The 20820-nt window shown below is 69.1% G+C and carries 16 protein-coding genes; 11 read left to right on the forward strand and 5 right to left on the reverse strand.

What is annotated here, in order from left to right; genetic code table 11:
* Window positions 1-14 precede the first annotated feature (14 nt).
* A complete protein-coding gene (locus tag OG972_RS29005) occupies window positions 15-692 on the reverse strand; it encodes a DUF3105 domain-containing protein (protein ID WP_266986342.1) in 678 nt (225 codons plus the stop codon).
* Between the two features lie 274 nt (window positions 693-966).
* Here OG972_RS29005 and glnA point away from each other — a divergent pair, with 274 nt between their 5' ends.
* Window positions 967-2328: a type I glutamate--ammonia ligase gene (gene glnA / locus OG972_RS29010; protein WP_266986344.1), complete on the forward strand. Its 1362-nt coding sequence runs from the start codon at window positions 967-969 to the stop codon at window positions 2326-2328.
* A 151-nt stretch (window positions 2329-2479) separates the two neighbouring features.
* Here glnA and OG972_RS29015 read toward each other — a convergent pair whose 3' ends face one another.
* The gene (locus tag OG972_RS29015; protein WP_266986346.1) at window positions 2480-3070 is read right to left on the reverse strand and encodes a TetR family transcriptional regulator; all 591 of its coding nucleotides are present in this window, start codon (window positions 3068-3070) and stop codon (window positions 2480-2482) included.
* Window positions 3071-3226: 156 nt separating this feature from the next.
* On the opposite strand from OG972_RS29015, the gene OG972_RS29020 reads away from it, so the two are divergent.
* The 3 genes from OG972_RS29020 to OG972_RS29030 all read left to right on the forward strand — a co-directional run bounded on the left by OG972_RS29020 (window position 3227) and on the right by OG972_RS29030 (window position 6136).
* A complete protein-coding gene (locus OG972_RS29020; protein WP_323135957.1) occupies window positions 3227-4726 on the forward strand; it encodes an MDR family MFS transporter in 1500 nt (499 codons plus the stop codon).
* Window positions 4727-4889: 163 nt separating this feature from the next.
* A complete protein-coding gene (locus tag OG972_RS29025) occupies window positions 4890-5105 on the forward strand; it encodes a hypothetical protein (RefSeq protein WP_266986350.1) in 216 nt (71 codons plus the stop codon).
* Between the two features lie 218 nt (window positions 5106-5323).
* A complete protein-coding gene (locus OG972_RS29030) occupies window positions 5324-6136 on the forward strand; it encodes a putative protein N(5)-glutamine methyltransferase (RefSeq protein WP_266986352.1) in 813 nt (270 codons plus the stop codon).
* Window positions 6137-6249: 113 nt separating this feature from the next.
* Here the strand turns inward: OG972_RS29030 and OG972_RS29035 are convergent, their stop codons facing one another.
* The gene (locus OG972_RS29035) at window positions 6250-6765 is read right to left on the reverse strand and encodes a pyridoxamine 5'-phosphate oxidase family protein (protein WP_266986354.1); all 516 of its coding nucleotides are present in this window, start codon (window positions 6763-6765) and stop codon (window positions 6250-6252) included.
* 135 nt (window positions 6766-6900) lie between these two features.
* Between OG972_RS29035 and OG972_RS29040 the strand changes: the two genes are divergently transcribed.
* Window positions 6901-9891 carry a bifunctional [glutamine synthetase] adenylyltransferase/[glutamine synthetase]-adenylyl-L-tyrosine phosphorylase gene (locus OG972_RS29040; protein ID WP_266986356.1) on the forward strand — a complete coding sequence of 997 codons (2991 nt, stop codon included), beginning with the start codon at window positions 6901-6903 and terminating at the stop codon, window positions 9889-9891.
* Window positions 9892-9978: 87 nt separating this feature from the next.
* Here the strand turns inward: OG972_RS29040 and OG972_RS29045 are convergent, their stop codons facing one another.
* Window positions 9979-10914, reverse strand: a complete 936-nt coding sequence (locus OG972_RS29045) for a phosphatase PAP2 family protein (protein ID WP_266986358.1) — start codon at window positions 10912-10914, stop codon at window positions 9979-9981.
* 74 nt (window positions 10915-10988) lie between these two features.
* Complete coding sequence (locus OG972_RS29050) at window positions 10989-12056, reverse strand: LacI family DNA-binding transcriptional regulator (protein ID WP_266986360.1); 1068 nt, start codon at window positions 12054-12056, stop codon at window positions 10989-10991.
* A 407-nt stretch (window positions 12057-12463) separates the two neighbouring features.
* Here OG972_RS29050 and OG972_RS29055 point away from each other — a divergent pair, with 407 nt between their 5' ends.
* The 6 genes from OG972_RS29055 (at window position 12464) to OG972_RS29080 (ending at window position 20662) form a co-directional block, all read left to right on the forward strand.
* Window positions 12464-13738, forward strand: coding sequence for an extracellular solute-binding protein (locus tag OG972_RS29055; RefSeq protein ID WP_266986362.1), 1275 nt, complete (start codon window positions 12464-12466; stop codon window positions 13736-13738).
* A gap of 21 nt (window positions 13739-13759) precedes the next feature.
* A complete protein-coding gene (locus OG972_RS29060) occupies window positions 13760-14776 on the forward strand; it encodes a carbohydrate ABC transporter permease (protein WP_266986364.1) in 1017 nt (338 codons plus the stop codon).
* The gene (locus OG972_RS29065) at window positions 14773-15657 is read left to right on the forward strand and encodes a sugar ABC transporter permease (RefSeq protein ID WP_266986366.1); all 885 of its coding nucleotides are present in this window, start codon (window positions 14773-14775) and stop codon (window positions 15655-15657) included. The genes OG972_RS29060 and OG972_RS29065 overlap by 4 nt, the downstream gene beginning before the upstream one ends.
* A 106-nt stretch (window positions 15658-15763) precedes the next feature.
* Window positions 15764-17440 (forward strand): glycoside hydrolase family 13 protein, encoded by a 1677-nt coding sequence (locus tag OG972_RS29070; protein ID WP_266986368.1) that lies wholly within the window; start codon window positions 15764-15766, stop codon window positions 17438-17440.
* Window positions 17425-18483, forward strand: a complete 1059-nt coding sequence (locus tag OG972_RS29075) for a LacI family DNA-binding transcriptional regulator (RefSeq protein ID WP_266986370.1) — start codon at window positions 17425-17427, stop codon at window positions 18481-18483. The genes OG972_RS29070 and OG972_RS29075 overlap by 16 nt, the downstream gene beginning before the upstream one ends.
* Before the next feature lie 472 nt (window positions 18484-18955).
* The gene (locus OG972_RS29080; protein ID WP_266986372.1) at window positions 18956-20662 is read left to right on the forward strand and encodes a carbohydrate-binding module family 20 domain-containing protein; all 1707 of its coding nucleotides are present in this window, start codon (window positions 18956-18958) and stop codon (window positions 20660-20662) included.
* Window positions 20663-20820: the final 158 nt, after the last annotated feature.

Below are 20820 nucleotides of genomic sequence, written 5' to 3' on the forward strand. Positions count from 1 at the left end.
CTGTTTCGTACCGGTCACTGAGACCCCAGCCCGCCCGTGCACGCCGCACCCGGCTCCGGGGTCTGTTCCCCCTGCACGAACTTGGCGAAGAACCGGCCGACCCGCGGGTCATCGGCGCTGTCCACGGTGACCTGCTTGCCCCAGGCACTCAGCATGATCGTGCCGGCCTGGTCCTTGTACGGGCTCATCAGCGAGTACGGCGTCTTCCCGACCAGGGCCGCGAGCTCGGCCACGTCGGCGGCCGACGCCTTGTCCGTGTACGTCACCCACACCGACCCGTGCTCCAGCGAGTGCACGGCGTTCATGTCGGGGATCGCCTTTTTGTATACCTCGCCGTCGCAATTCATCCAGACGGGGCTGTGGTCACCGCCGACCGGAGGCTTCATCGGGTACGTGACCGTCTCGGTGACGTGGTTGCGGGTCAGCTTCTTCGCGTCCCACGTCTTCAGCCCCTCGATCGGCTCGGCCGCCAGCACCTTCTTCTCCGCCGCGGAAGCCGTCGCTTCATCGGCCGCGACGGCGTCCCTCTTGTCCGCAGCCTCGGACCTGTCCAGCAGCGCGTAGGAACCGAAAGCGACCAGACCAGCGACGACAAGGGCGCTCAGCCCTATGGCGAGGGCACGGTTGCGACGGTCGCGTACACGGTCGGCGTTGCGCATCTGCTCTATGCGGGTCCTGCGGTCGAAGCTCATGTCGTCTGGTCCTTCGGTCCTTCTGCGAACGGGCGGGGAGGGACAGGAACGGGTCGGGAAACCGGCGTGCTCGGGGCAGTTGCGACGCCGCTCCGCCCCCGGGACCTCTCCTTCGGAGGCCCCGCACGCCATGGCCGCCGATCGTAGTGGGTGGCCGAGTGCTCCATCTCACGTCGAGTGCGTAATCTGGGTGAAATCCCGGGTCGTGATACTGGAGTCTCTCCCCTATCCCGGGCGGTGGTGCACAGACCGTCTGAACTGCAAGGATGTGGCTATGGACAAGCAGCAGGAATTCGTCCTCAGGACACTTGAGGAGCGCGACATCCGCTTCGTGCGCCTGTGGTTCACCGATGTGCTCGGGTATCTCAAGTCCGTTGCCGTGGCCCCTGCCGAGCTGGAACAGGCGTTTGACGAGGGAATCGGCTTCGACGGTTCGGCCATCGAGGGCTTCGCCCGGGTGTACGAGTCCGACATGATCGCCAAGCCGGATCCGGGCACCTTCCAGATCCTGCCCTGGCGTGCGGAGGCCCCCGGCACCGCGCGGATGTTCTGCGACATCCTGATGCCCGACGGTTCGCCGTCCTTCGCCGACCCGCGCTATGTGCTCAAGCGCATCCTCGCCAGGACCTCCGACCTGGGTTTCACCTTCTACACCCACCCGGAGATCGAGTTCTTCCTGCTGAAGGACAAGCCGGTCGACGGCAGCCGCCCGACCCCAGCCGACAGCTCCGGCTACTTCGACCACACCCCGCAGAACGTCGGCATGGACTTCCGCCGCCAGGCGATCACCATGCTCGAATCCATGGGCATCTCCGTCGAGTTCAGCCACCACGAGGGCGCCCCCGGCCAGCAGGAGATCGACCTGCGGTATGCGGACGCGCTCTCGACCGCCGACAACATCATGACCTTCCGTCTCGTGATGAAGCAGGTGGCGCTGGAGCAGGGCGTCCAGGCGACGTTCATGCCGAAGCCGTTCTCGGAGCACCCCGGCTCCGGCATGCACACCCACCTCTCCCTCTTCGAGGGCGACCGCAACGCGTTCTACGAGTCGGGCGCCGAGTACCAGCTCTCCAAGGTCGGCCGCTCGTTCATCGCAGGCCTGCTCAAGCACGCCGCGGAGATCTCCGCTGTGACGAACCAGTGGGTCAACTCGTACAAGCGCATCTGGGGCGGCTCCTCCCGCGCCGCGGGCGCCGGTGGCGAAGCCCCCTCGTACATCTGCTGGGGCCACAACAACCGCTCCGCGCTGATCCGCGTCCCGATGTACAAGCCCGGCAAGACCGGTTCGGCCCGCGTCGAGGTCCGCTCCATCGACTCCGGTGCCAACCCCTATCTGACGTACGCGGTGCTGCTCGCCGCGGGCCTCAAGGGCATCGAGGAGGGGTACGAACTTCCGGCGGGCGCCGACGACGACGTGTGGGCGCTGTCCGACGCCGAGCGACGCGCGATGGGCATCGAGCCGCTGCCGCAGAACCTGGGCGAGGCGATCTCGCTGATGGAGAAGAGCGAACTGGTCGCCGAGACGCTCGGCGAGCACGTCTTCGACTTCTTCCTGCGCAACAAGAAGCAGGAGTGGGAGGAGTACCGCAGCGAGGTCACGGCCTTCGAGCTGAAGGCACTGCTGCCGGTGCTGTAATCGCAGGTCAGCGCCATCTGAGCGAATGTAGGGGGCTTCGGGCCGACGGTTTCGTGCCGTCGGCCCGAAGTCTGTGCGCGCACCGTTTCCCGAAGTGGGCCGTTTCCCGAAGCGGCCCGGGGCCCGCCTTTCTCGCGGCCCGGGCCCGCGCTCACTCGAAGCTGCGGGCCATCTCGTCGAGGATTTCGCCGATCACCTGGGACGGCTCCCGCGCCAGGTCCTCCTCGATCCACATGCGCATCGCGATCCGCAGCGACGAAAGAAACGCCGCCGCGAGGACCAGCGGTCGTACCGCGTTCTCCGCCGGGCTCTGACGGGACGCCACCGCCTCCGCCAAGTCCCGTTCCAGAGTGGCGTGGTTGGCGAGCTGCCGGGCCAGCAGGGAGGGATGCCGCATGGCCAGCCGGGTGCGGATCGCCCATTCGCGCTCCGGCGGTGCGACCCGCTTCCCGAACTCCGCGACGGCCGCCCGCAGCGCGGGCCAGGCGGGCTCGTCCGCGGGGCGCTCGCGCACGGTCCTGACGAGGTCCCTCATCTGCTGCTCCTCCCCGTAGAGGAGGGCGTCCTCCTTGCCCGTGAAGTAGTTGGAGAACGTTCTGCGGGAGATCCCGGCCGCGTCCGCGACGGCCTCCACGGTGACGTGATCGAAGCCGTGCTCGACGGTCAGCCGCAGCGTCGCTTCGTGCACGGCCTGCCGGGTGGCTTCCTTCTTGCGTTCCCGCAGTCCCACAGAGCTCTCCATGGACTCATTATCTCCCCGCCTCGATATTGTTGCCCACTGGGTAAAATTGCCCATTGGGCATGTAAGGTGACCCGGTATTTCGTACCCACCCCTGTTCGAACCCTCCGGAGGTTGCGCGTGAGCGCACAGACGGCCGCGCCGACCGAAGTCGCGCCGATGGACCATCGTCATGTCCTGCGGGCACTGAGCGGACTGCTCATCGTGCTGTTCGTGGCCATGATCAGCAGCACCGTCGTCTCGGTCGCGCTCCCGCAGATCATCGGCTTGCTCAACGGCACCCAGTCGCAGTACACCTGGGTCGTCACCGCGAGCCTGTTGGCGTCGACGGCGTCCACCCCGATCTGGGGCAAGCTCGCCGACATGTTCAGCAAGAAGCTGCTGCTGCAGATATCCATCGGCATCTTCGTCATCTCGTCGATCGCCTGCGGATTCGCCCAGAGCACCGGCCAGCTGATCACCTTCCGGGCCGTCCAGGGGCTCGGCATGGGCGCACTCCAGGTGCTCGTCCAGGTCATCATCGCCGCGATGATCAGCCCGAAGGAGCGCGGGCGCTACAACGGATACCTCGGCGGCGTCATGGCCGTCGCCACCGTCGGCGGACCGCTCCTCGGCGGCTTCATCACCGACACCTCGTGGCTCGGCTGGCGCTGGTGCTTCTTCATCGCCGTACCGTTCACCCTGCTCGCGTTCGTGATGCTCACCCGCACCCTGCACCTCGCCGAGGTCCGCCGCACGGACGTGAAGGTCGACTACCTGGGCGCCACACTGATCGCCGCCGGTGTCAGCCTGCTGCTCCTGTGGGTCACGTTCGTCGGGAACGACTTCGACTGGCTCTCCTGGCAGACCCTCGTCATGGTCGCCGCCAGTGCCCTGATCCTCCTCGCCGCAGTCCTGGTCGAATCCCGGGTCAAGGAGCCGGTCGTCCCGCTCCACGTCGTACGTCGCCGGGACCCCGCTCTCGCCATCGTCGCGAGCCTCGCGGTGGGTATGGCGATGTTCGGCGGTGCGGTCTTCCTCGGTCAGTACTTCCAGATCGGCCGTGGCTACTCGCCGACCGAAGCGGGCCTGCTCACCATCCCGTTGATGCTCGGCGTCCTGGTCTCCTCGACCGTCGCCGGACGGCTGGTCTCGAAGACCGGAAAGGTGAAGCCGTACATCATCACCGGCGTCGTCGTCCTCACCCTCGGCTTCCTCGGGCTGTCCACGATCGACCACGAGACGTCGCTGGTCCTCGTCTCCGTCGGGATGCTCGCGGTCGGCGCGGGCGTCGGCATGTCGATGCAGAACCTCGTCCTGGTCCTCCAGAACACGGTCCCGCTCAGCGAACTCGGCGCCGCCAGCGGTGCGATCACGTTCTTCCGCTCGCTCGGCGGCACGATCGGTGTCTCGGTGCTCGGGGCGGTGCTCGCCAACCAGGTCGCCACGAAGATCACCCACGGCCTGGCCGAACTCGGCGTCGACCCGGCGGCCTCGGCCTCCGGCGGCTCCACCCTGAACGTGGCGGCGATGCCGCCGCAGATCCAGGAAGTGGTGCGTGCCGCGTACGGTGACGCAACGGGCAGCATCTTTCTGATCTCGGCGGGGATCGCGGTGGTCGGTGTGATCGCGGCGCTGTTCCTGACGCCGACGAAGCTGCGCGACAGCGTGGACCTGTAGCCGGTCCCCCGTACGCGCGTGCGCCCCTGCCGGTCAGGCACGGGGCGCACGCGCGTACGGACCCCTGCCGCGGGAGCGGGCGGGGCCGGTCCGGGAGTCTGGACGCGGCGTGTCCCACGGGGGACAATCGGCGGACATCGCACGGTCCGGACACGGGGGTTTCATGGCAAGCGTGTTGATGCTGCTCGGTGGGCTGCTGGCGCTGATCGTCGCGCTCATCGTCAAACTGCAGCTGAAGTCGCGGCGCAGGACCGAGAGCTTCGAGGGCCAGCAGATCGAGCGGCAGCATCGCGAGGCGATCCGGCACACCCGTGCGAACAACACCTCGGTGGCCGTCCACAACCGGCTCTTCGACGGCGGTCGAGGACGCCGTTCCTGACCCGCCGCCATCGCCGTCCGGCCGTCCGGGGCAGTGGCCGACACGTCGGCTCGATTCGGGTAGTGTTGCCGACCCCAGCACGGGGACATACCGAGGAGGTGAGACCCATTACCGCTGTATCAGGCTGGGTGCTCACCTCTCGCGACTGCGTGGCCGGACCGGTCTAGGTCCTGGGCGGACCGCGGAGCACCCATCGGCATTCCGAAAGGCTCCGCTCCATGTCGCTTTCCTCGACACCGCTCCCTTACTCCTTCATCGTTACCAGACTTCGCGCCGCCGGCTGTGTATTCGCCGAGGACGAGGCGGAGTTGATCCTCTCCACGGCCGCGAACGCGGCCGAACTCGCGGCCATGGTCGACCGGCGGGCAGCCGGACTTCCCCTCGAACACGTCCTCGGCTGGGCCGAGTTCCGCGGTCTGCGGATCGCCGTGGACCCCGGCGTCTTCGTCCCCCGGCGCCGTACCGAATTCCTCGTCGACCAGGCCGTCGGTCTTGTCCGTCCCGCGGGCGGGCCCGCCGTCGTCGTCGATCTGTGCTGCGGGTCGGGCGCGCTGGGCGCCGCGCTCGCCGCGTCCCTGGACCGGGTCGAGCTGCACTCCAGCGATGTCGAACCCGCCGCGGTGCGGTGCGCGCGCCGCAATGTCGCCGGTACGGGGGAGGTGTACGAGGGCGACCTCTTCGAACCCCTGCCCGCCTCGCTGCGCGGCCGCGTCGGGATTCTGCTCGCCAATGTGCCGTACGTACCCAGCGAGGACGTCGAACTCCTGCCCGTGGAGGCCAGGGTCCATGAACCAAGGGTGGCGCTCGACGGTGGGGGCGACGGGCTCGATGTGCTGCGCAGGGTGACCGCCGAAGCGCCGCAGTGGCTGGCGCCGGGCGGCCATCTGCTGGTCGAGACGAGCGAACGGCAGGCGGCGCGCGCCGAGGAGACCGTCGCCCGGAGCGGGCTGACTGCGCGGGTGGTCACCTCCGACGAGCTGTACGCGACCGTCGTCATCGGTACCAGACCCGGCACCGGGGACGGCAAGTAGCCCGCCCCGGGGCGGCTGAGCGGCTCCCGCTCAGCCGCCGTGCGCGTCAGCGACGGCACGCTTCACCGGGGTCCGGCGGTGGCAGGGGACCGGAACGCCGCGCGGGACGCCTGTCAGCCGAAGAGCCAGCGCGTCTGGCTGTACGGCTCGCCCTTGCCGAAGCCGAATGCCTTGCGCGGGGCCACCCCGAACACCTCGGCACGGCCGCCCGCACCGTTCGCGAACGCGCCCGCGTGGACCTCGAAGTGCCAGTCCGCGCCGTACTTGTCCTCCCAGAGCTCCGCCAGCCGGGTCAGCCGGGCCTCGTCCTTCACCGGGACCGCCCGGCCCTCGACCACCACGTCGAAGCCCCGGGACAGCGTGTTGGTGCCGGTCGTCAGCACGACCTCCGGGTTCTCCGCCAGGTTCCGGGCCTTGCGCTCCGTCGGGCCCGTGCAGAAGTGCAGCGCGCCGTCCGTCCACAGCCCGATCAGCGGAGTGACATGCGGGCGACCGTCCGGGCGGACCGTGGACAGCCAGAACACCCCTGCCCGCGTCAGCACACCCAAGGCTTCCGACCACGGGCGGGCAGTGGCTCCCTTGTCGCTGTACTCGTGTTGCAGCTCGGCGACGGGTTCGGGTCCGGACATGGCGCCCTCCTGATACAGGTCCTGCAAGCGATCGTGCCTGCGAAGTACGGACCGCGCACCCGCTACGAATTCATCGGCGCCGGGCTAGGCTCGGAATGCTGGGACGGGAACGGGCGGCGAGCAGGAGAGCACGGAATGACGACGGTGCCGGGACGCAGAAGCAGTACGTTCACCCGACTGCTGCGGCACGGTTTCACCGACCCCGCCGCCGCAGAGCGGCTGCTCGACCTGCCCGCCCTGGCGTCCGTGCGCACCGATCCGGTGCTGCTCGACGCGCTCGGGGCGACCGCCGACCCCGATCTGGCGCTGCGCGGACTCGTCCGGCTGGTGGAGGCGGAGGACGCCGACGAGCGGCAGATGCTGCTGGACACGCTCGTCTCCGCCAAGCCGCTGCGGGACCGGCTGCTCGGGGTGCTCGGAGCGTCCGAGGCGCTCGGCGACCATCTGGCCCGGCACCCCCGCCACTGGCAGGCGCTCGCGATGTACGAGGCGACGGACCTGCACCCCGGGGTCGCCGAATTCGAGCACGAGCTCGGGGGCGCCCACGACCCGGACACGCTGCGCATCGCCTACCGCCGATGCCTGCTGGCCATAGCGGCCCGGGATGTGTGCGGTACGACGGACGTCGCCGAGACCGCCGCCGAACTCGCCGACCTGGCGACCGCGACCCTGCGGGCCGCGCTCGCCATCGCCCGGACGGCCGCACCCGCCGACGCCGCCCTGTGCCGGCTGGCGGTCATCGCGATGGGCAAGTGCGGCGGGCACGAACTGAACTACGTCTCCGACGTCGACGTCATCTTCGTGGCGGAACCGGTCGACAGCTCGGAGGAGAGCAAGGCCATCCAGGCCGCCACCCGGCTGGCCGCGCACATGATGCGGATCTGCTCCGAGACGACCGTCGAGGGCACCATCTGGCCGGTCGATGCCAACCTCCGTCCCGAGGGCCGCAACGGACCGCTGGTACGGACGCTCTCCTCACATCTCGCGTACTACCAGCGCTGGGCCAAGACCTGGGAGTTCCAGGCGCTGCTCAAGGCCCGGCCGGTGGCCGGAGACCCCGAGCTGGGTGCGGAGTACGTCGAAGCCGTCTCGCCGATGGTCTGGCAGGCAGCGGACCGGGAGAACTTCGTCGGCGACGTACAGAAGATGCGCCGCCGGGTCGTCGACAACATCCCCGCGGACCGCGTCGACCGCGAGATCAAGCTCGGGCCCGGCGGGCTGCGGGACGTCGAGTTCGCCGTACAGCTGCTGCAGCTCGTACACGGCCGCAGCGACGCGTCCCTGCACAGCGGCTCGACCCTGGACGCCCTGCGGGCGCTCGCCGGGGGCGGCTACGTCGGCCGGGTGGACGCCGCGCAGTTCGACGACGCGTACCGCTTCCTGCGCGCCATGGAGCACCGCATCCAGCTCTACCGGCTGCGCCGCACCCACCTCGTGCCCGAGGACGAATCGGATCTGCGGCGGCTCGGGCGCTCCCTCGGGATGCGTACGGACCCCATCGCCGAGATCAACCAGGCGTGGAAGCGGCACGCGTCCGTGGTGCGGCGGCTGCACGAGAAACTGTTCTACCGGCCGCTGCTGGACGCCGTCGCCCAGCTCGCACCCGGCGAGACCCGGCTCAGCGCGAAGGCCGCCGAGGTCCGGCTCGAAGCGCTCGGATACGCCGATCCGACCGCCGCGCTCCGGCACCTGGAGGCGCTGTCCTCCGGGGTGTCCCGCAAGGCAGCGATCCAGCGGACCCTGCTGCCGGTGCTGCTCGGCTGGTTCGCGGACTCCGCCGACCCGGACGCCGGGCTCCTCGGCTTCCGCAAGGTGTCCGACGCGCTCGGCAAGACCCCCTGGTATCTGCGGCTGCTGCGCGACGAGGGGGCGGCGGCGGAGAACCTCGCCCGCGTCCTCTCGGCCGGACGGCTCGCCCCCGACCTGCTGCTGCGGGCGCCCGAGGCGGTGGCGATCCTCGGCGACCCGCAGGGGCTGAACCCGCGCAGCCGCAATCACCTGGAGCAGGAGGTGCTGGCCGCGGTGGGGCGGGCCGAGGACGCGGAGTCCGCGGTCGCGGTGGTCCGCGGTGTGCGGCGGCGCGAACTGTTCCGTACGACGGCGGCGGACCTCATCGGCTCGTACGGCACGGAGGAGAACCCCGCGGAACCCGACCACGGCGCACTTGTCGACCGGGTCGGCAACGCGGTCACGGACCTGAACGCGGTCACCATCGCGGGCGCGCTGCGCGCCGTCGTACGCGAACAGTGGGGCGACACCCTTCCCACCAGGTTCGCCGTCATCGGCATGGGCCGCTTCGGCGGTCATGAACTCGGTTACGGATCCGATGCCGACGTCCTGTTCGTGCACACACCGCGCGAGGGCGTCGACGAGCAGGAGGCGGCCCGGGCCGCCAACACCGTCGTCGCCGAGATGCGCAGACTGCTGCAGCTGCCCACCGCCGACCCGCCGCTGATCATCGACGCGGATCTGCGGCCGGAGGGCAAGAGCGGACCGCTGGTGCGCACATTGAAGTCGTACGACGCGTACTACCGGCGCTGGTCGCTGGTCTGGGAGAGCCAGGCCCTGCTGCGCGCCGAACCCATGGCGGGTGACCCGGACCTCGGCCGCGCCTTCATCGAACTGATCGATCCCCTGCGCTACCCGATGGAGGGGCTGGGGGAGGACGCGGTCCGCGAGATCCGCCGCCTCAAGGCCCGGATGGAGTCCGAACGGATGCCGCGCGGCGCCGACCCGACGCTCCACACGAAGCTGGGCAGGGGTGGGCTGAGCGACGTCGAGTGGACGGTCCAGCTGTTGCAGATGCAGCACGGCTGGGTGGAACCGGGGCTGCGCACCACCCGCACGCGCGAGGCGCTGGCCGCGGCGTGCGCTGCGGAACTGATCTCCGGCGAGGACGCGCAGACGCTGGACGAGGCATGGGTGCTGGCGACCCGGGTCCGCAACGCGGTGATGCTGGTGCGCGGACGCCCGGCGGACACGTTCCCTTCGGGGCCGCGGGAGCTGACGGCGGTGGGGCGGTACCTGGGGTACGAGCCGGGGCACGTGGGGGACATGCTGGACGACTACCGGCGGATCACGCGGCGGGCGCGCGCGGTGGTGGAGGAGCGGTTCTACGGGGCGTGAGGGAGACGTCCTCACATGCCGGACGGGCTTGTACGGCCGACCCGGCCGGCACATGCGAGCCCGTCCTGCGAGGGAGACCGGAGACGTTCACCGGCGCACCGGTGCCTCCGCGGCCGGGTGGCCCGCCCGGATCGGCGTCCCCGCGCTCAGCCTTGCCAGGCGTGCCCGCCCCCGCGGCACCTGCACCCGCTTCGGGAGGTGGTGCGGCAGCGCCCCGTACCAGGCGTACGACACCGCGAAACCGAACGTCAGGCAGGCCATCCCGCCCACCGCGTCGAGCCAGAAATGGTTGGCCGTCGACACGATCACGACCAGGGTGACCGCCGGGTACAACAGGCCCAGAATCCGCGCCCAGGGCGCCGACGCCAGTGCGAAGACGGTCAGCCCGCACCACAGTGACCAGCCGATGTGCATCGACGGCATCGCCGCGTACTGGTTCGACATGTTCTTGAAGTTGCCCGAGGCCATCGAACCCCAGGTGTGGTGCACCAGCACGGTGTCGATGAAGTGCCCGCCGTTCATCAGACGCGGCGGCGCGAGGGGAAACAGGTAGTAACCGAGCAGTGCGACACCCGTCGTTGCGAACAGCACCAGACGGGCTGCCGCGTAACGGCCGGGATGGAAGCGGAACAGCCACACCAGCACACCGATGGTGACGATGAAGTGCAGTGTCGCGTAGTAGTAGTTCATCGAGACGATCAGCCATGTCACGGAATTCACCGCGCGGTTGACCGTCTGTTCGACGGCGATGCCCAGGAACTTCTCCACCGACCAGAGCCGGTCGGCATTCGCCAGGGCCGCGACCTTCTGCTCGGGGACAGCGTTGCGCACCAGCGAGTAGAGCCAGTAACTGACCGCGATCAGCGTGACTTCGAACCAGATGCGCGGCCTACCGGGAGACCGCAGCGAGCGCAGCCTCGCGAGCCTGTCGTTCCGCTTCGCCTCGAGGGCCGCCTCGTCCACGATGGGTGACGGGGGGGCCGCCGTTCGGCCTTCCTGTGACTTCACGCTCAATTCACCCATAGGCATCGATTCTGCCAGATATGTCTCTCTGCCCGATCATCCTCCGGTCGGGTTCCGGCTGCACATGATGCACCCTACGGGCGGGCGTGCGACCCTGGGGCCGTTCCGGAAGCGGAAGCCGAATCCGGGCCGGGACCCGCGGCAGTTGAACCCCGTACGACCAGTTCCGGCATGAAGACGAACTCGCTGTGCGGAGCCGGCGTGCCACCGATCTCCTCGAGCAGGGTGCGGACCGCGGCCTGACCCATCGCCGTGACCGGCTGCCGGATCGTCGTCAGCGGCGGATCGGTGAACGCTATGAGCGGCGAATCGTCGTAGCCGACGACCGACAGGTCGCGCGGCACCTCCATCGACAGCCTGCGCGCGGCCCGGATCGCTCCGAGCGCCATCATGTCGCTCGCGCACACCACCGCCGTGCACCCACGCTCTATCAGTGCGGAGGCGGCCGCCTGGCCACCCTCCAGCGTGAACAGCGAGTGCTGGATCAGCACCTCCACCTCGTCCGAGGTGAGGTTCAACTGCTCCTGCACGGTGGCGCGGAAGCCCTCGATCTTCCGGAGTACGGGAACGAAACGCTTGGGCCCGACCGCAAGACCGATCCGCTGATGGCCGAGCGACACCAGATGCGTCACCGCGAGCCGCATCGCCGCCCGGTCGTCGGGCGAGATGAAGGGTGCCTGGACCTTCGGCGAGAATCCGTTGACCAGGACGAAAGGGACGCCCTGGGCGCGCAGTTGCTCGTACCGCTGCATGTCGGCCGAGGTGTCGGCGTGCAGGCCCGAGACGAAGATGATGCCGGAGACGCCACGGTCGACGAGCATCTCGGTGAGCTCGTCCTCGGTGGAACCGCCGGGCGTCTGTGTGGCCAGCACCGGGGTGTAGCCCTGCCGGGTCAGCGCCTGGCCGATCACCTGGGCGAGCGCCGGGAAGATGGGGTTCTCCAGCTCGGGCGTGATCAGCCCGACCAGCCCCGCGCTGCGCCTGCGCAGCCGTACCGGCCGTTCGTAGCCGAGGACGTCGAGCGCGGCCAGTACGGATTCGCGGGTGGCTGCAGCAACACCGGGTTTGCCGTTCAGTACACGGCTGACCGTAGCTTCGCTGACCCCCGCCTGAGTTGCGATATCGGCAAGCCGTGCGGTCATGGAAGTGGACTGTACCGGGCGTATGTCGGATTGCCCACCATGCGCAGGAATCGGGCGACCGGACCCGTACGGCCAGGCGCGGCAACCGCGTGCGCCGGTGAGCGGCCGCGCCCCGGAGCGTCGTCGCGGACAGGGCTGCCGCAACATCTTGCAAGGACTTGCGAAGGCGCCATGCTGCCTGCAGTCGGATCGTCGCACTGCGGAATCGGCCGCCCGTGCCTTCTCCTGCCAGGGCTGGGCCGTTCTCGTCAAGAGGCTTGACGGCAACCTTGAGGACACGCAAATGTAACGATCGTCGAAGCTTGCAGAAATCTTCCGCAAGGTCTTTCGGCGTTCTTTCATCCTTGTTACGTTCACGTCGACCCGGCGCCGCGACGGAGCGGTACGGCAGTTGAAGGAGTTCACAGATGCGACGTGGCATAACGGCCACCGCCCTGGTCGCGGCCCTGGCGCTCGCGGCGACCGCCTGCGGCGGTGACGACAAGTCCGACGGCACCAGCAAGAGCTCGGGTGAGCTCTCCGGGACCGTGACGTGGTGGGACACCTCCACCGCGGGCAGCGAGGACAAGGTCTTCAAGAAGATCGCCGAGGACTTCGAGAAGAAGCACCCGAAGGTGGACGTCAAGTACGTCAACGTGCCCTTCGGCGAGGCGCAGAACAAGTTCAAGAACGCTGCCCAGTCCGGCTCCGGCGCCCCCGACGTGATCCGCTCCGAGGTTGCCTGGACCCCCGAGTTCGCGGACCTCGGCTACCTCGCCCCGCTGGACGGCACCCCCGCCCTGCAGAAGGCGGACGACTTCCTGAAGCAGGCCGCGGCGTCCACCAAGTACAACGGCAAGACGTACGCGGTGCCGCAGGTCATCGACTCCATGGGCATCTTCTACAACAAGAAGATCTTCAAGGAGGCCGGCGTCGAGGTTCCCACCACCGTGGACGAGCTGAAGACCGTCTCCAAGAAGATCAAGGACAAGACCGGCAAGACCGGCATGTACCTGCGCGGCGACGACGCGTACTGGTTCCTGTCCTTCCTGTACGGCGAGGGCGGCGACCTCGTCGACGCGTCCACCAAGTCCGTCACCGTCGACAACGCCGCGGGCGTCAAGGCGATGAAGGTCGTCAAGGACCTCGTCGACTCCGGTGCGGCCAAGACCGACGCGACGGACGGCTGGGAGAACATGCAGTCGTCCTTCAAGGACGGCAAGGTCGCCATGATGATCAACGGCCCGTGGGCCGTCGCCGACACCTACGCCGGCAAGGAGTTCAAGGACAAGGCCAACCTGGGCGTCGCCCCGGTCCCGGCCGGTTCCGTCGCGCAGGGTGCCCCGCAGGGCGGTCACAACCTGGCCGTCTACGCGGGCTCCAAGAACCTCGACGCCTCCTACGCCTTCGTCGACTACATGACGTCCGCGGAAACCCAGGCCCAGGTCACCAAGGAGCTGAACCTCCTGCCGACCCGTACCTCCGCCTACACGAAGGAAGAGGTCGTCGACAACGAGATCGTCGGCTTCTTCAAGCCGGTCGTCGAGACCGCCGTCGAGCGCCCCTGGATCCCGGAGACCGGCAGCCTCTTCGCCCCGCTCGTCACCGAGTACACCAAGGTCCTGACCGGCCAGACCACGCCGGAGAAGGGCGCCAAGGCCACCGGTGACTCCTACCGCAAGCTCCTCAAGGGCTGGAAGTAACTCAGGAAGGCAGGCCGACTGATGGCTGTCCACACCAGCCAGTCGGTGGCGAAGGCCGCGGACGACGACGTCGTCCGCGGCCGGAGCCGCGGTACTGGTAACCCTCCACCACCGAGCAGGCTCCGTCGGGCGCTGTCGACCCACTGGTACGCCTGGACCATGGTCGCCCCGGTCGTCGTCGTGATCGGCGTGATCATCGGCTACCCGCTCGTCCGCGGCGTCTACCTGTCGCTGACCGACGCCAACGAGCGCAACGTCGCACGGTCCATCGGTGTCAACCACATGCCCGCGACGTACAAGTTCGTCGGCCTGGACAACTACGCCGACGCACTCACGGGCAACCAGTTCCTCGGCACGCTCGGGTGGACCCTGGTGTGGACGGTCTCCTGCGTGAGCATCACGTTCGTCCTCGGCATGGCCCTCGCCAATATCCTCAACCGCCGGATCGCCGGCCGCTCCGTGTACCGGATGGCGCTGATCCTGCCCTGGGCCATTCCCGGATTCGTCTCCGTGTTCGCCTGGCGCTTCCTCTACAACGGGGACCGCGGGCTGCTCAACAAGATCCTCTCCGGTGCCGGTATCGACGGCGTCCCGTGGCTGAACGACCCGACCTGGGCGAAGTTCGCCGTCATCGCCGTCAACGTCTGGCTCGGCGTGCCGTTCATGATGGTCGCCCTGCTCGGCGGTCTGCAGTCCATCCCCAGCGAGCAGTACGAGGCCGCCGAGATGGACGGCGCCACCGCCTGGCAGCGGTTCCGCCACATCACGCTGCCGGGTCTGCGGCCGGTCTCCACCACGGTGATCCTGCTGTCGACCATCTGGACCTTCAACATGTTCCCGGTGATCTTCCTGCTGACCCGCGGAGGACCCGGCGAGGCCACCCAGATCCTGGTCACCCAGGCGTACAAGTTCTCCTTCGAGATCAGCCCCCGCGACTTCGCGCAGTCCTCCACCTGGGGCGTGCTGATCCTCGTCCTCCTGATGCTCTTCGCCGCGGTCTACCGGCGAGTCCTCCGCACGCAGGGAGATAACTGGTGACCACCGCCCCCGCACCCACCGCGCACCACTCGGCGCGCAAGGTCAAGGTCCGGCTCCGCGGCGAACGCTCGCCGCTCGCCTCCGTCGGACTGCACCTCACGCTGATCGTGGCGTCCGTGATCGCCGTGTTTCCGGTGCTGTGGGTCCTGCTGACCTCGCTGAAGCCCGCCGCGTACGCGACGACCACGGACTTCTTCAAGGACACGACCTTCGAGAACTACACCGGCCTGATCAAGGACACCGAGTTCCTGACCTGGTTCGGCAACTCCCTGGTCATCGCCGGGCTCACCACCGTCCTCGGCGTCTTCGTCTCCGCCACCACCGGCTACGCCGTCAGCCGCTTCCGGTTCCCCGGCAAGCGCGGGCTGATGTGGACGCTGCTGATCACCCAGATGTTCCCGGTCGCCGTCCTCATCGTGCCGATCTACAACATCATGTCGGGCCTGGGACTGCTCAACCAGCCCGCCGGTCTCGTCATCACGTACCTCACCATCGCGGTGCCGTTCTGCGCCTGGATGATGAAGGGCTTCTTCGACACCATCCCGCGCGAGATCGACGAGTCGGGGCAGGTCGACGGCCTCACCCCGTTCGGCACGTTCTGGCGGCTCATCCTGCCGCTCGCCAAGCCCGGCCTCGCCGTCACCGCGTTCTACTCCTTCATCACCGCCTGGGGCGAAGTTGCGTACGCCTCCGCCTTCATGGTCGGCGACGAGAACCTCACGCTCGCCGGCGGACTGCAGAAGTTCGTCAACCAGTACGGAGCCCAGTGGGGGCCGATGACCGCCGCGTCCGTGCTCATCGCGATACCCGCGGCCCTGGTCTTCCTCTTCGCCCAGCGCCACCTGGTGACCGGCATGTCCGCCGGAGCCGTCAAGGGCTGACGTACGCAGCAGCACGACCGTACGACCGCACGCACCAAGTCACGGCGGCGCCGGATCCCCGACCCGGTCCCGGCGCCGCTCCCCACCCAGACACCCCAGGGACGACATGACCCAGCACCTCGCTGCCCCCTCCACCGGCACGTCCGACGACGCTCCGGGCCACCGCACCGGCTGGTGGCAGGACGCGGTGATCTACCAGGTCTATCCGCGGAGCTTCGCCGACGGCAACGGCGACGGCATGGGCGATCTCGCAGGCGTACGCGGCAGACTCCCGTACCTCAAGGACCTCGGCGTCGATGCGGTCTGGCTCAGCCCGTTCTACGCGTCGCCGCAGGCGGATGCGGGGTACGACGTCTCCGACTACCGCGCCATCGATCCGATGTTCGGCACGCTGCTGGATGCCGACGGGCTGATCCGGGACGCCCACGACCTGGGCCTGCGGATCATCGTCGACCTGGTGCCCAACCACTCCTCCGACCAGCACGAGTGGTTCAAGCGTGCCCTCGCCGAGGGCCCCGGCTCCGCGCTGCGCGAGCGCTACCACTTCCGCCCCGGCAAGGGCGCGGACGGTGATCTGCCGCCCAACGACTGGGAGTCCATCTTCGGCGGACCCGCCTGGACCCGGACCACCGACCCGGACGGCACCCCCGGCGACTGGTACCTCCACCTGTTCGCCCCGGAGCAGCCCGACTTCAACTGGGAACACCCCGCCGTCGCCGACGAGTTCCGCTCCATCCTGCGGTTCTGGCTCGACATGGGCGTCGACGGCTTCCGCGTCGACGTCGCACACGGCCTCGTCAAGGCCGAGGGGCTGCCCGACCTCGGCACCCACGACCAGCTCAAGCTGCTCGGAAACGATGTCATGCCGTTCTTCGACCAGGACGGGGTGCACGAGATCTACCGCTCCTGGCGCACCATCCTCGACGAGTACCCCGGCGACCGTATCGCCGTCGCCGAGGCATGGACCCCGACCGTCGAGCGCACCGCCAACTACGTGCGCCACGACGAGATGCACCAGGCGTTCAACTTCCAGTACCTCTCCACCGCCTGGGACGCCGCAGAGCTGCGCAAGGTCATCGACGGCTCGCTCGACGCGATGCGCCCGGTCGGCGCCCCCACCACCTGGGTGCTCTCCAACCACGACGTCACGCGGCACGCGACCCGGTTCGCGAACCCGCCCGGCCTCGGCACCCAGATCCGCACCGCCGGGGACCGCGAGACGGGGCTGCGCCGGGCCCGCGCCGCCAGCCTCCTGATGCTGGCGCTGCCCGGATCCGCGTACGTCTACCAGGGTGAGGAACTCGGCCTGCCCGACGTCACCGACCTGCCCGACGAGGCCCGCCAGGACCCGTCGTTCTTCCGCGCCGACGGCCAGGACGGCTTCCGCGACGGCTGCCGGGTGCCGATCCCGTGGACCCGCGACGGCAGCTCGTACGGCTTCGGCACCGGCGGCAGCTGGCTGCCCCAGCCCGACAGCTGGGCCGAGCTGAGCGTCGAGGCGCAGACCGGCGAGGCGGGCTCCACGCTGGAGATGTACCGGGCCGCGCTCGCCGCCCGCCGGGTGCACCGGGGGCTCGGCGCCGGGACCGCCGTGGAGTGGCTGGACGCCCCCGAAGGGCTGCTGGCCTTCGCCCGCCCCGGCTTCGTCTGCACCGTCAACACGACCGGCCGGCCGGTCCGTATCCCGGTCCGCGGCCAGGTGCTGCTCTCCAGCAGCCCCGTCGTCACCGACGGCGCGGAGATGGAGCTGCCCGCGGACACCACGGTGTGGTGGACAGTGTGACCGTCCCTCTGCCCAGGACCGGCGGTGCGCCGAGGCTCTCGGACATCGCCGGTCAGGCCTCGGTCAGCGAGGCGACCGTCAGCCGGGTGCTCAACGGCAAACCGGGCGTCGCGGACACCACGCGTCAGCGGGTGCTCGCGGCACTCGACATCCTCGGCTACGAGCGTCCCGTGCGGCTGCGGCAGCGCAGCGCCGGGCTGATCGGACTGGTGACCCCCGAGCTCACCAACCCGATCTTCCCGGCGTTCGCGCAGTCCGTCGAGCAGGTCCTGGCCGGGCACGGCTACACCCCGGTGCTCTGCACCCAGCTGCCCGGCGGCGCCACCGAGGACGAGCTCGTCGAGCAGCTCGTCGAACGCGGCGTCGGCGGCATCGTCTTCCTCTCCGGACTGCACGCCGACCTGTCGGCCGACCCCGCCCGGTACGCCGCGCTCACCGACCGCGGCGTCCCGTTCGTCCTGATCAACGGTTACAACGAACGGATCAGCGCGCCCTTCGTCTCGCCCGACGACACCGCCGCCGTCCGGATGGCCGTCGGTCATCTCGCCGAACTCGGCCATCGCAGGGTCGGCCTGGCCATCGGACCGCAGCGCTATGTGCCGTCCCGCCGCAAACGGGACGGTTTCCTCGACGCCGCGGTGAACCTGCTGGGACTGGACCGCGCCGAGGCCGAACTCCTCGTCTGCTCGACGCTGTTCAGCGTCGAGGGCGGCCAGGTCGCGGCCGGGGCGCTGCTCGACCAGGGGTGCACGGGCATCGTCTGCGGCAGTGACCTGATGGCGCTGGGCGTGGTGCGCGCCGCCCGGGACCGTGGGCTCGCCGTGCCGCGCGACGTGTCCGTGGTCGGCTTCGACGACTCCCAGCTGATCGCGTTCACCGATCCGCCGCTGACGACGGTGCGGCAGCCCGTGCAGGCGATGGCGGCGGCCGCGGTCGGGGCGCTGCTGGAGGAGATCGGCGGCAGCCCCGTCCAGCGCACGGAGTACGTGTTCCAGCCGGAGCTGGTGGTGCGGGGGTCCACCGCGGCGGTCCGCACCACCTGACGGTGCGTGCGGCATGCGCAGAGGTCCTGGATCCGGAGGGGGGATCCAGGACCTCGTCGTCTCTGGGTACGAGGACAGGTCGACGTACAGGAGAGGCACCCGGAGTCGGCCCTGAATGGGCCGGCGGGGAGTGAGCGACTCCGGGTGCCTCTCTTGTCCGTGACCGGCCCGGCCGGCCGGGCGCGTGGGGCCCGGGATACCGGGACCCCCGACCGACCGGACCGGAGTCGGGAGAAACGTAACAGCGCTGCAATGTTTTGCGTAAGACCTTGCAGGAAGAAAACTGCAGCATTTCGCGGATGTAAGCGGGTGGTGTCCAAAGGGTTGACCGGAACCTGACGGGCTCGTACGGTCTCCCCGCGGCAAGGTTTGCATTCTTGCAGCAAGAACCTTCAGGAGCCTTGAGGGCAGGGCGCGTTGCCACGTGAGGCTGCACCGTCACCCGCATTTCCCCCACAGCAGGAGGAAAGACATGGCACGCAGACACCTGTCTGCAGCGCTCGCCCTGATAGCAGGCGCCGCCGCTCTCGTGGCCCCCACCACGACCGCCCAGGCGTCCACGCCGGGCGACAAGGACGTCACCGCAGTCCTCTTCGAGTGGAAGTTCGACTCCGTTGCGAAGGCGTGCACGGACTCCCTCGGTCCCGCCGGCTATGGCTACGTGCAGGTCTCGCCACCCCAGGAGCACATCCAGGGCAGTCAGTGGTGGACTTCGTACCAGCCCGTCAGCTACAAGATCGCAGGACGGCTCGGCGACCGCACCGCCTTCGCCCACATGGTCAGCACCTGCCACAGCGCGGGAGTCAAAGTCGTCGCCGACTCCGTCATCAACCACATGGCGGCAGGATCCGGCACCGGCACCGGCGGTTCCTCCTACACGAAGTACAACTACCCCGGCCTGTACTCCTCGTACGACATGGACGACTGCACCGCGCAGATCAGCAACTACCAGGACCGTGCCAACGTCCAGAACTGCGAACTCGTCGGGCTCGCCGACCTCGACACCGGTGAGGACTACGTCCGCGGCAAGATCGCCGCATACCTCAACGACCTGCTCTCCCTCGGAGTCGACGGCTTCCGCATCGACGCCGCCAAGCACATCCCCGCGAACGACCTCGCCAACATCAAGTCGCGGCTGACCGACTCCGGCGCCTACTGGAAGCAGGAGGCGATCTACGGGGCGGGCGAAGCGGTCTCGCCCGACGAGTACGCCGGCACCGGCGACGTCCAGGAGTTCCGCTACGCCCGCAGCCTCAAGCAGGTCTTCAACAACGAGAACCTCGCCTACCTGAAGAACTTCGGCGAGGGCTGGGGCTTCATGGCGTCCTCGACGACCGCGGTCTTCGTCGACAACCACGACACCGAGCGCGGCGGCGACACGCTGAACTACAAGGACGGTGCCAACTACACCCTCGCCAACGTCTTCATGCTGGCCTGGCCGTACGGTTCGCCCGACATCCACTCCGGCTACGAGTGGTCCGACAAGGACGCGGGGCCGCCCAACGGCGGCACGGTCAACGCCTGCTACAGCGACGGCTGGAAGTGCCAGCACGCCTGGCCGCAGATCTCCTCCATGGTGGGCTTCCGCAACACCGCGCGCGGTGAGGCCGTCACCAACTGGTGGGACAACGGCGGCGACCAGATCGCGTTCGGCCGCGGCGCCAAGGCGTACGTCGCCATCAACCACGAGAGCTCGTCGCTGACCCGTACCTTCCAGACGTCGCTGCCCGCCGGTGACTACTGCGACATCCAGTCCGGCAACGGTGTCACCGTCAACGGCTCCGGCCAGTTCACCGCGACACTCGGCGCCAACACGGCCCTCGCGCTCCAGGTGAACGCCCGTACCTGCACGGGCGGCGGTACGACGGACCCGGGCACCAGTACCTCCGGAGCCTCCTTCGGCGTGAACGCCACCACTCAGCTCGGCCAGAACATCTACGTCGTCGGCAACCAGTCCGCGCTCGGCAACTGGAACACCGACAGCGCGCTCAAGCTGGACCCGGCGACCTACCCGGTCTGGAAGCTCGACGTGAGCATGCCCGCCGGGACGTCGTTCGAGTACAAGTACATCCGCAAGGACGCGAGCGGCGCCGTCACCTGGGAGAGCGGCGCCAACCGCACGGCGACGGTTCCGTCGACCGGCAAGGTGTCGCTGACGGGCGACGTCTGGCGGAGCTGAACCCGATACCCGGGCCGGGGCAGCTGATCACAGCGTCCCGGTCCGGGTGCTGAACCAGAGGCCGGTGCCGCATCGGGGATCCTGCGGCGTCCGAGGAGACGCCCTGGTGCACCCCGCCCCCTTGGTGCACCCCGCCCCTGGGCCCCCACGCCTCCGTC

The organism is Streptomyces sp. NBC_01669 (genome assembly GCF_026339735.1).
Classification (GTDB): domain Bacteria; phylum Actinomycetota; class Actinomycetes; order Streptomycetales; family Streptomycetaceae; genus Streptomyces; species Streptomyces yanii.

Bases quoted from the DNA above. Each gene is read 5' to 3' on its own strand.
- OG972_RS29025 (WP_266986350.1), top strand. From the start codon at position 4,890: ATGGCAAGCGTGTTGATGCTGCTCGGTGGGCTGCTGGCGCTGATCGTC.
- OG972_RS29045 (WP_266986358.1), bottom strand. From the start codon at position 10,914: ATGGGTGAATTGAGCGTGAAGTCACAGGAAGGCCGAACGGCGGCCCCC.
- OG972_RS29055 (WP_266986362.1), top strand. From the start codon at position 12,464: ATGCGACGTGGCATAACGGCCACCGCCCTGGTCGCGGCCCTGGCGCTC.
- OG972_RS29080 (WP_266986372.1), top strand. From the start codon at position 18,956: ATGGCACGCAGACACCTGTCTGCAGCGCTCGCCCTGATAGCAGGCGCC.
- OG972_RS29035 (WP_266986354.1), bottom strand. From the start codon at position 6,765: ATGTCCGGACCCGAACCCGTCGCCGAGCTGCAACACGAGTACAGCGAC.
- OG972_RS29070 (WP_266986368.1), top strand. From the start codon at position 15,764: ATGACCCAGCACCTCGCTGCCCCCTCCACCGGCACGTCCGACGACGCT.
- OG972_RS29015 (WP_266986346.1), bottom strand. From the start codon at position 3,070: ATGGAGAGCTCTGTGGGACTGCGGGAACGCAAGAAGGAAGCCACCCGG.
- OG972_RS29060 (WP_266986364.1), top strand. From the start codon at position 13,760: ATGGCTGTCCACACCAGCCAGTCGGTGGCGAAGGCCGCGGACGACGAC.
- OG972_RS29005 (WP_266986342.1), bottom strand. From the start codon at position 692: ATGAGCTTCGACCGCAGGACCCGCATAGAGCAGATGCGCAACGCCGAC.
- glnA (WP_266986344.1), top strand. From the start codon at position 967: ATGGACAAGCAGCAGGAATTCGTCCTCAGGACACTTGAGGAGCGCGAC.
- OG972_RS29020 (WP_323135957.1), top strand. From the start codon at position 3,227: ATGGACCATCGTCATGTCCTGCGGGCACTGAGCGGACTGCTCATCGTG.
- OG972_RS29050 (WP_266986360.1), bottom strand. From the start codon at position 12,056: ATGACCGCACGGCTTGCCGATATCGCAACTCAGGCGGGGGTCAGCGAA.
- OG972_RS29040 (WP_266986356.1), top strand. From the start codon at position 6,901: ATGACGACGGTGCCGGGACGCAGAAGCAGTACGTTCACCCGACTGCTG.
- OG972_RS29030 (WP_266986352.1), top strand. From the start codon at position 5,324: ATGTCGCTTTCCTCGACACCGCTCCCTTACTCCTTCATCGTTACCAGA.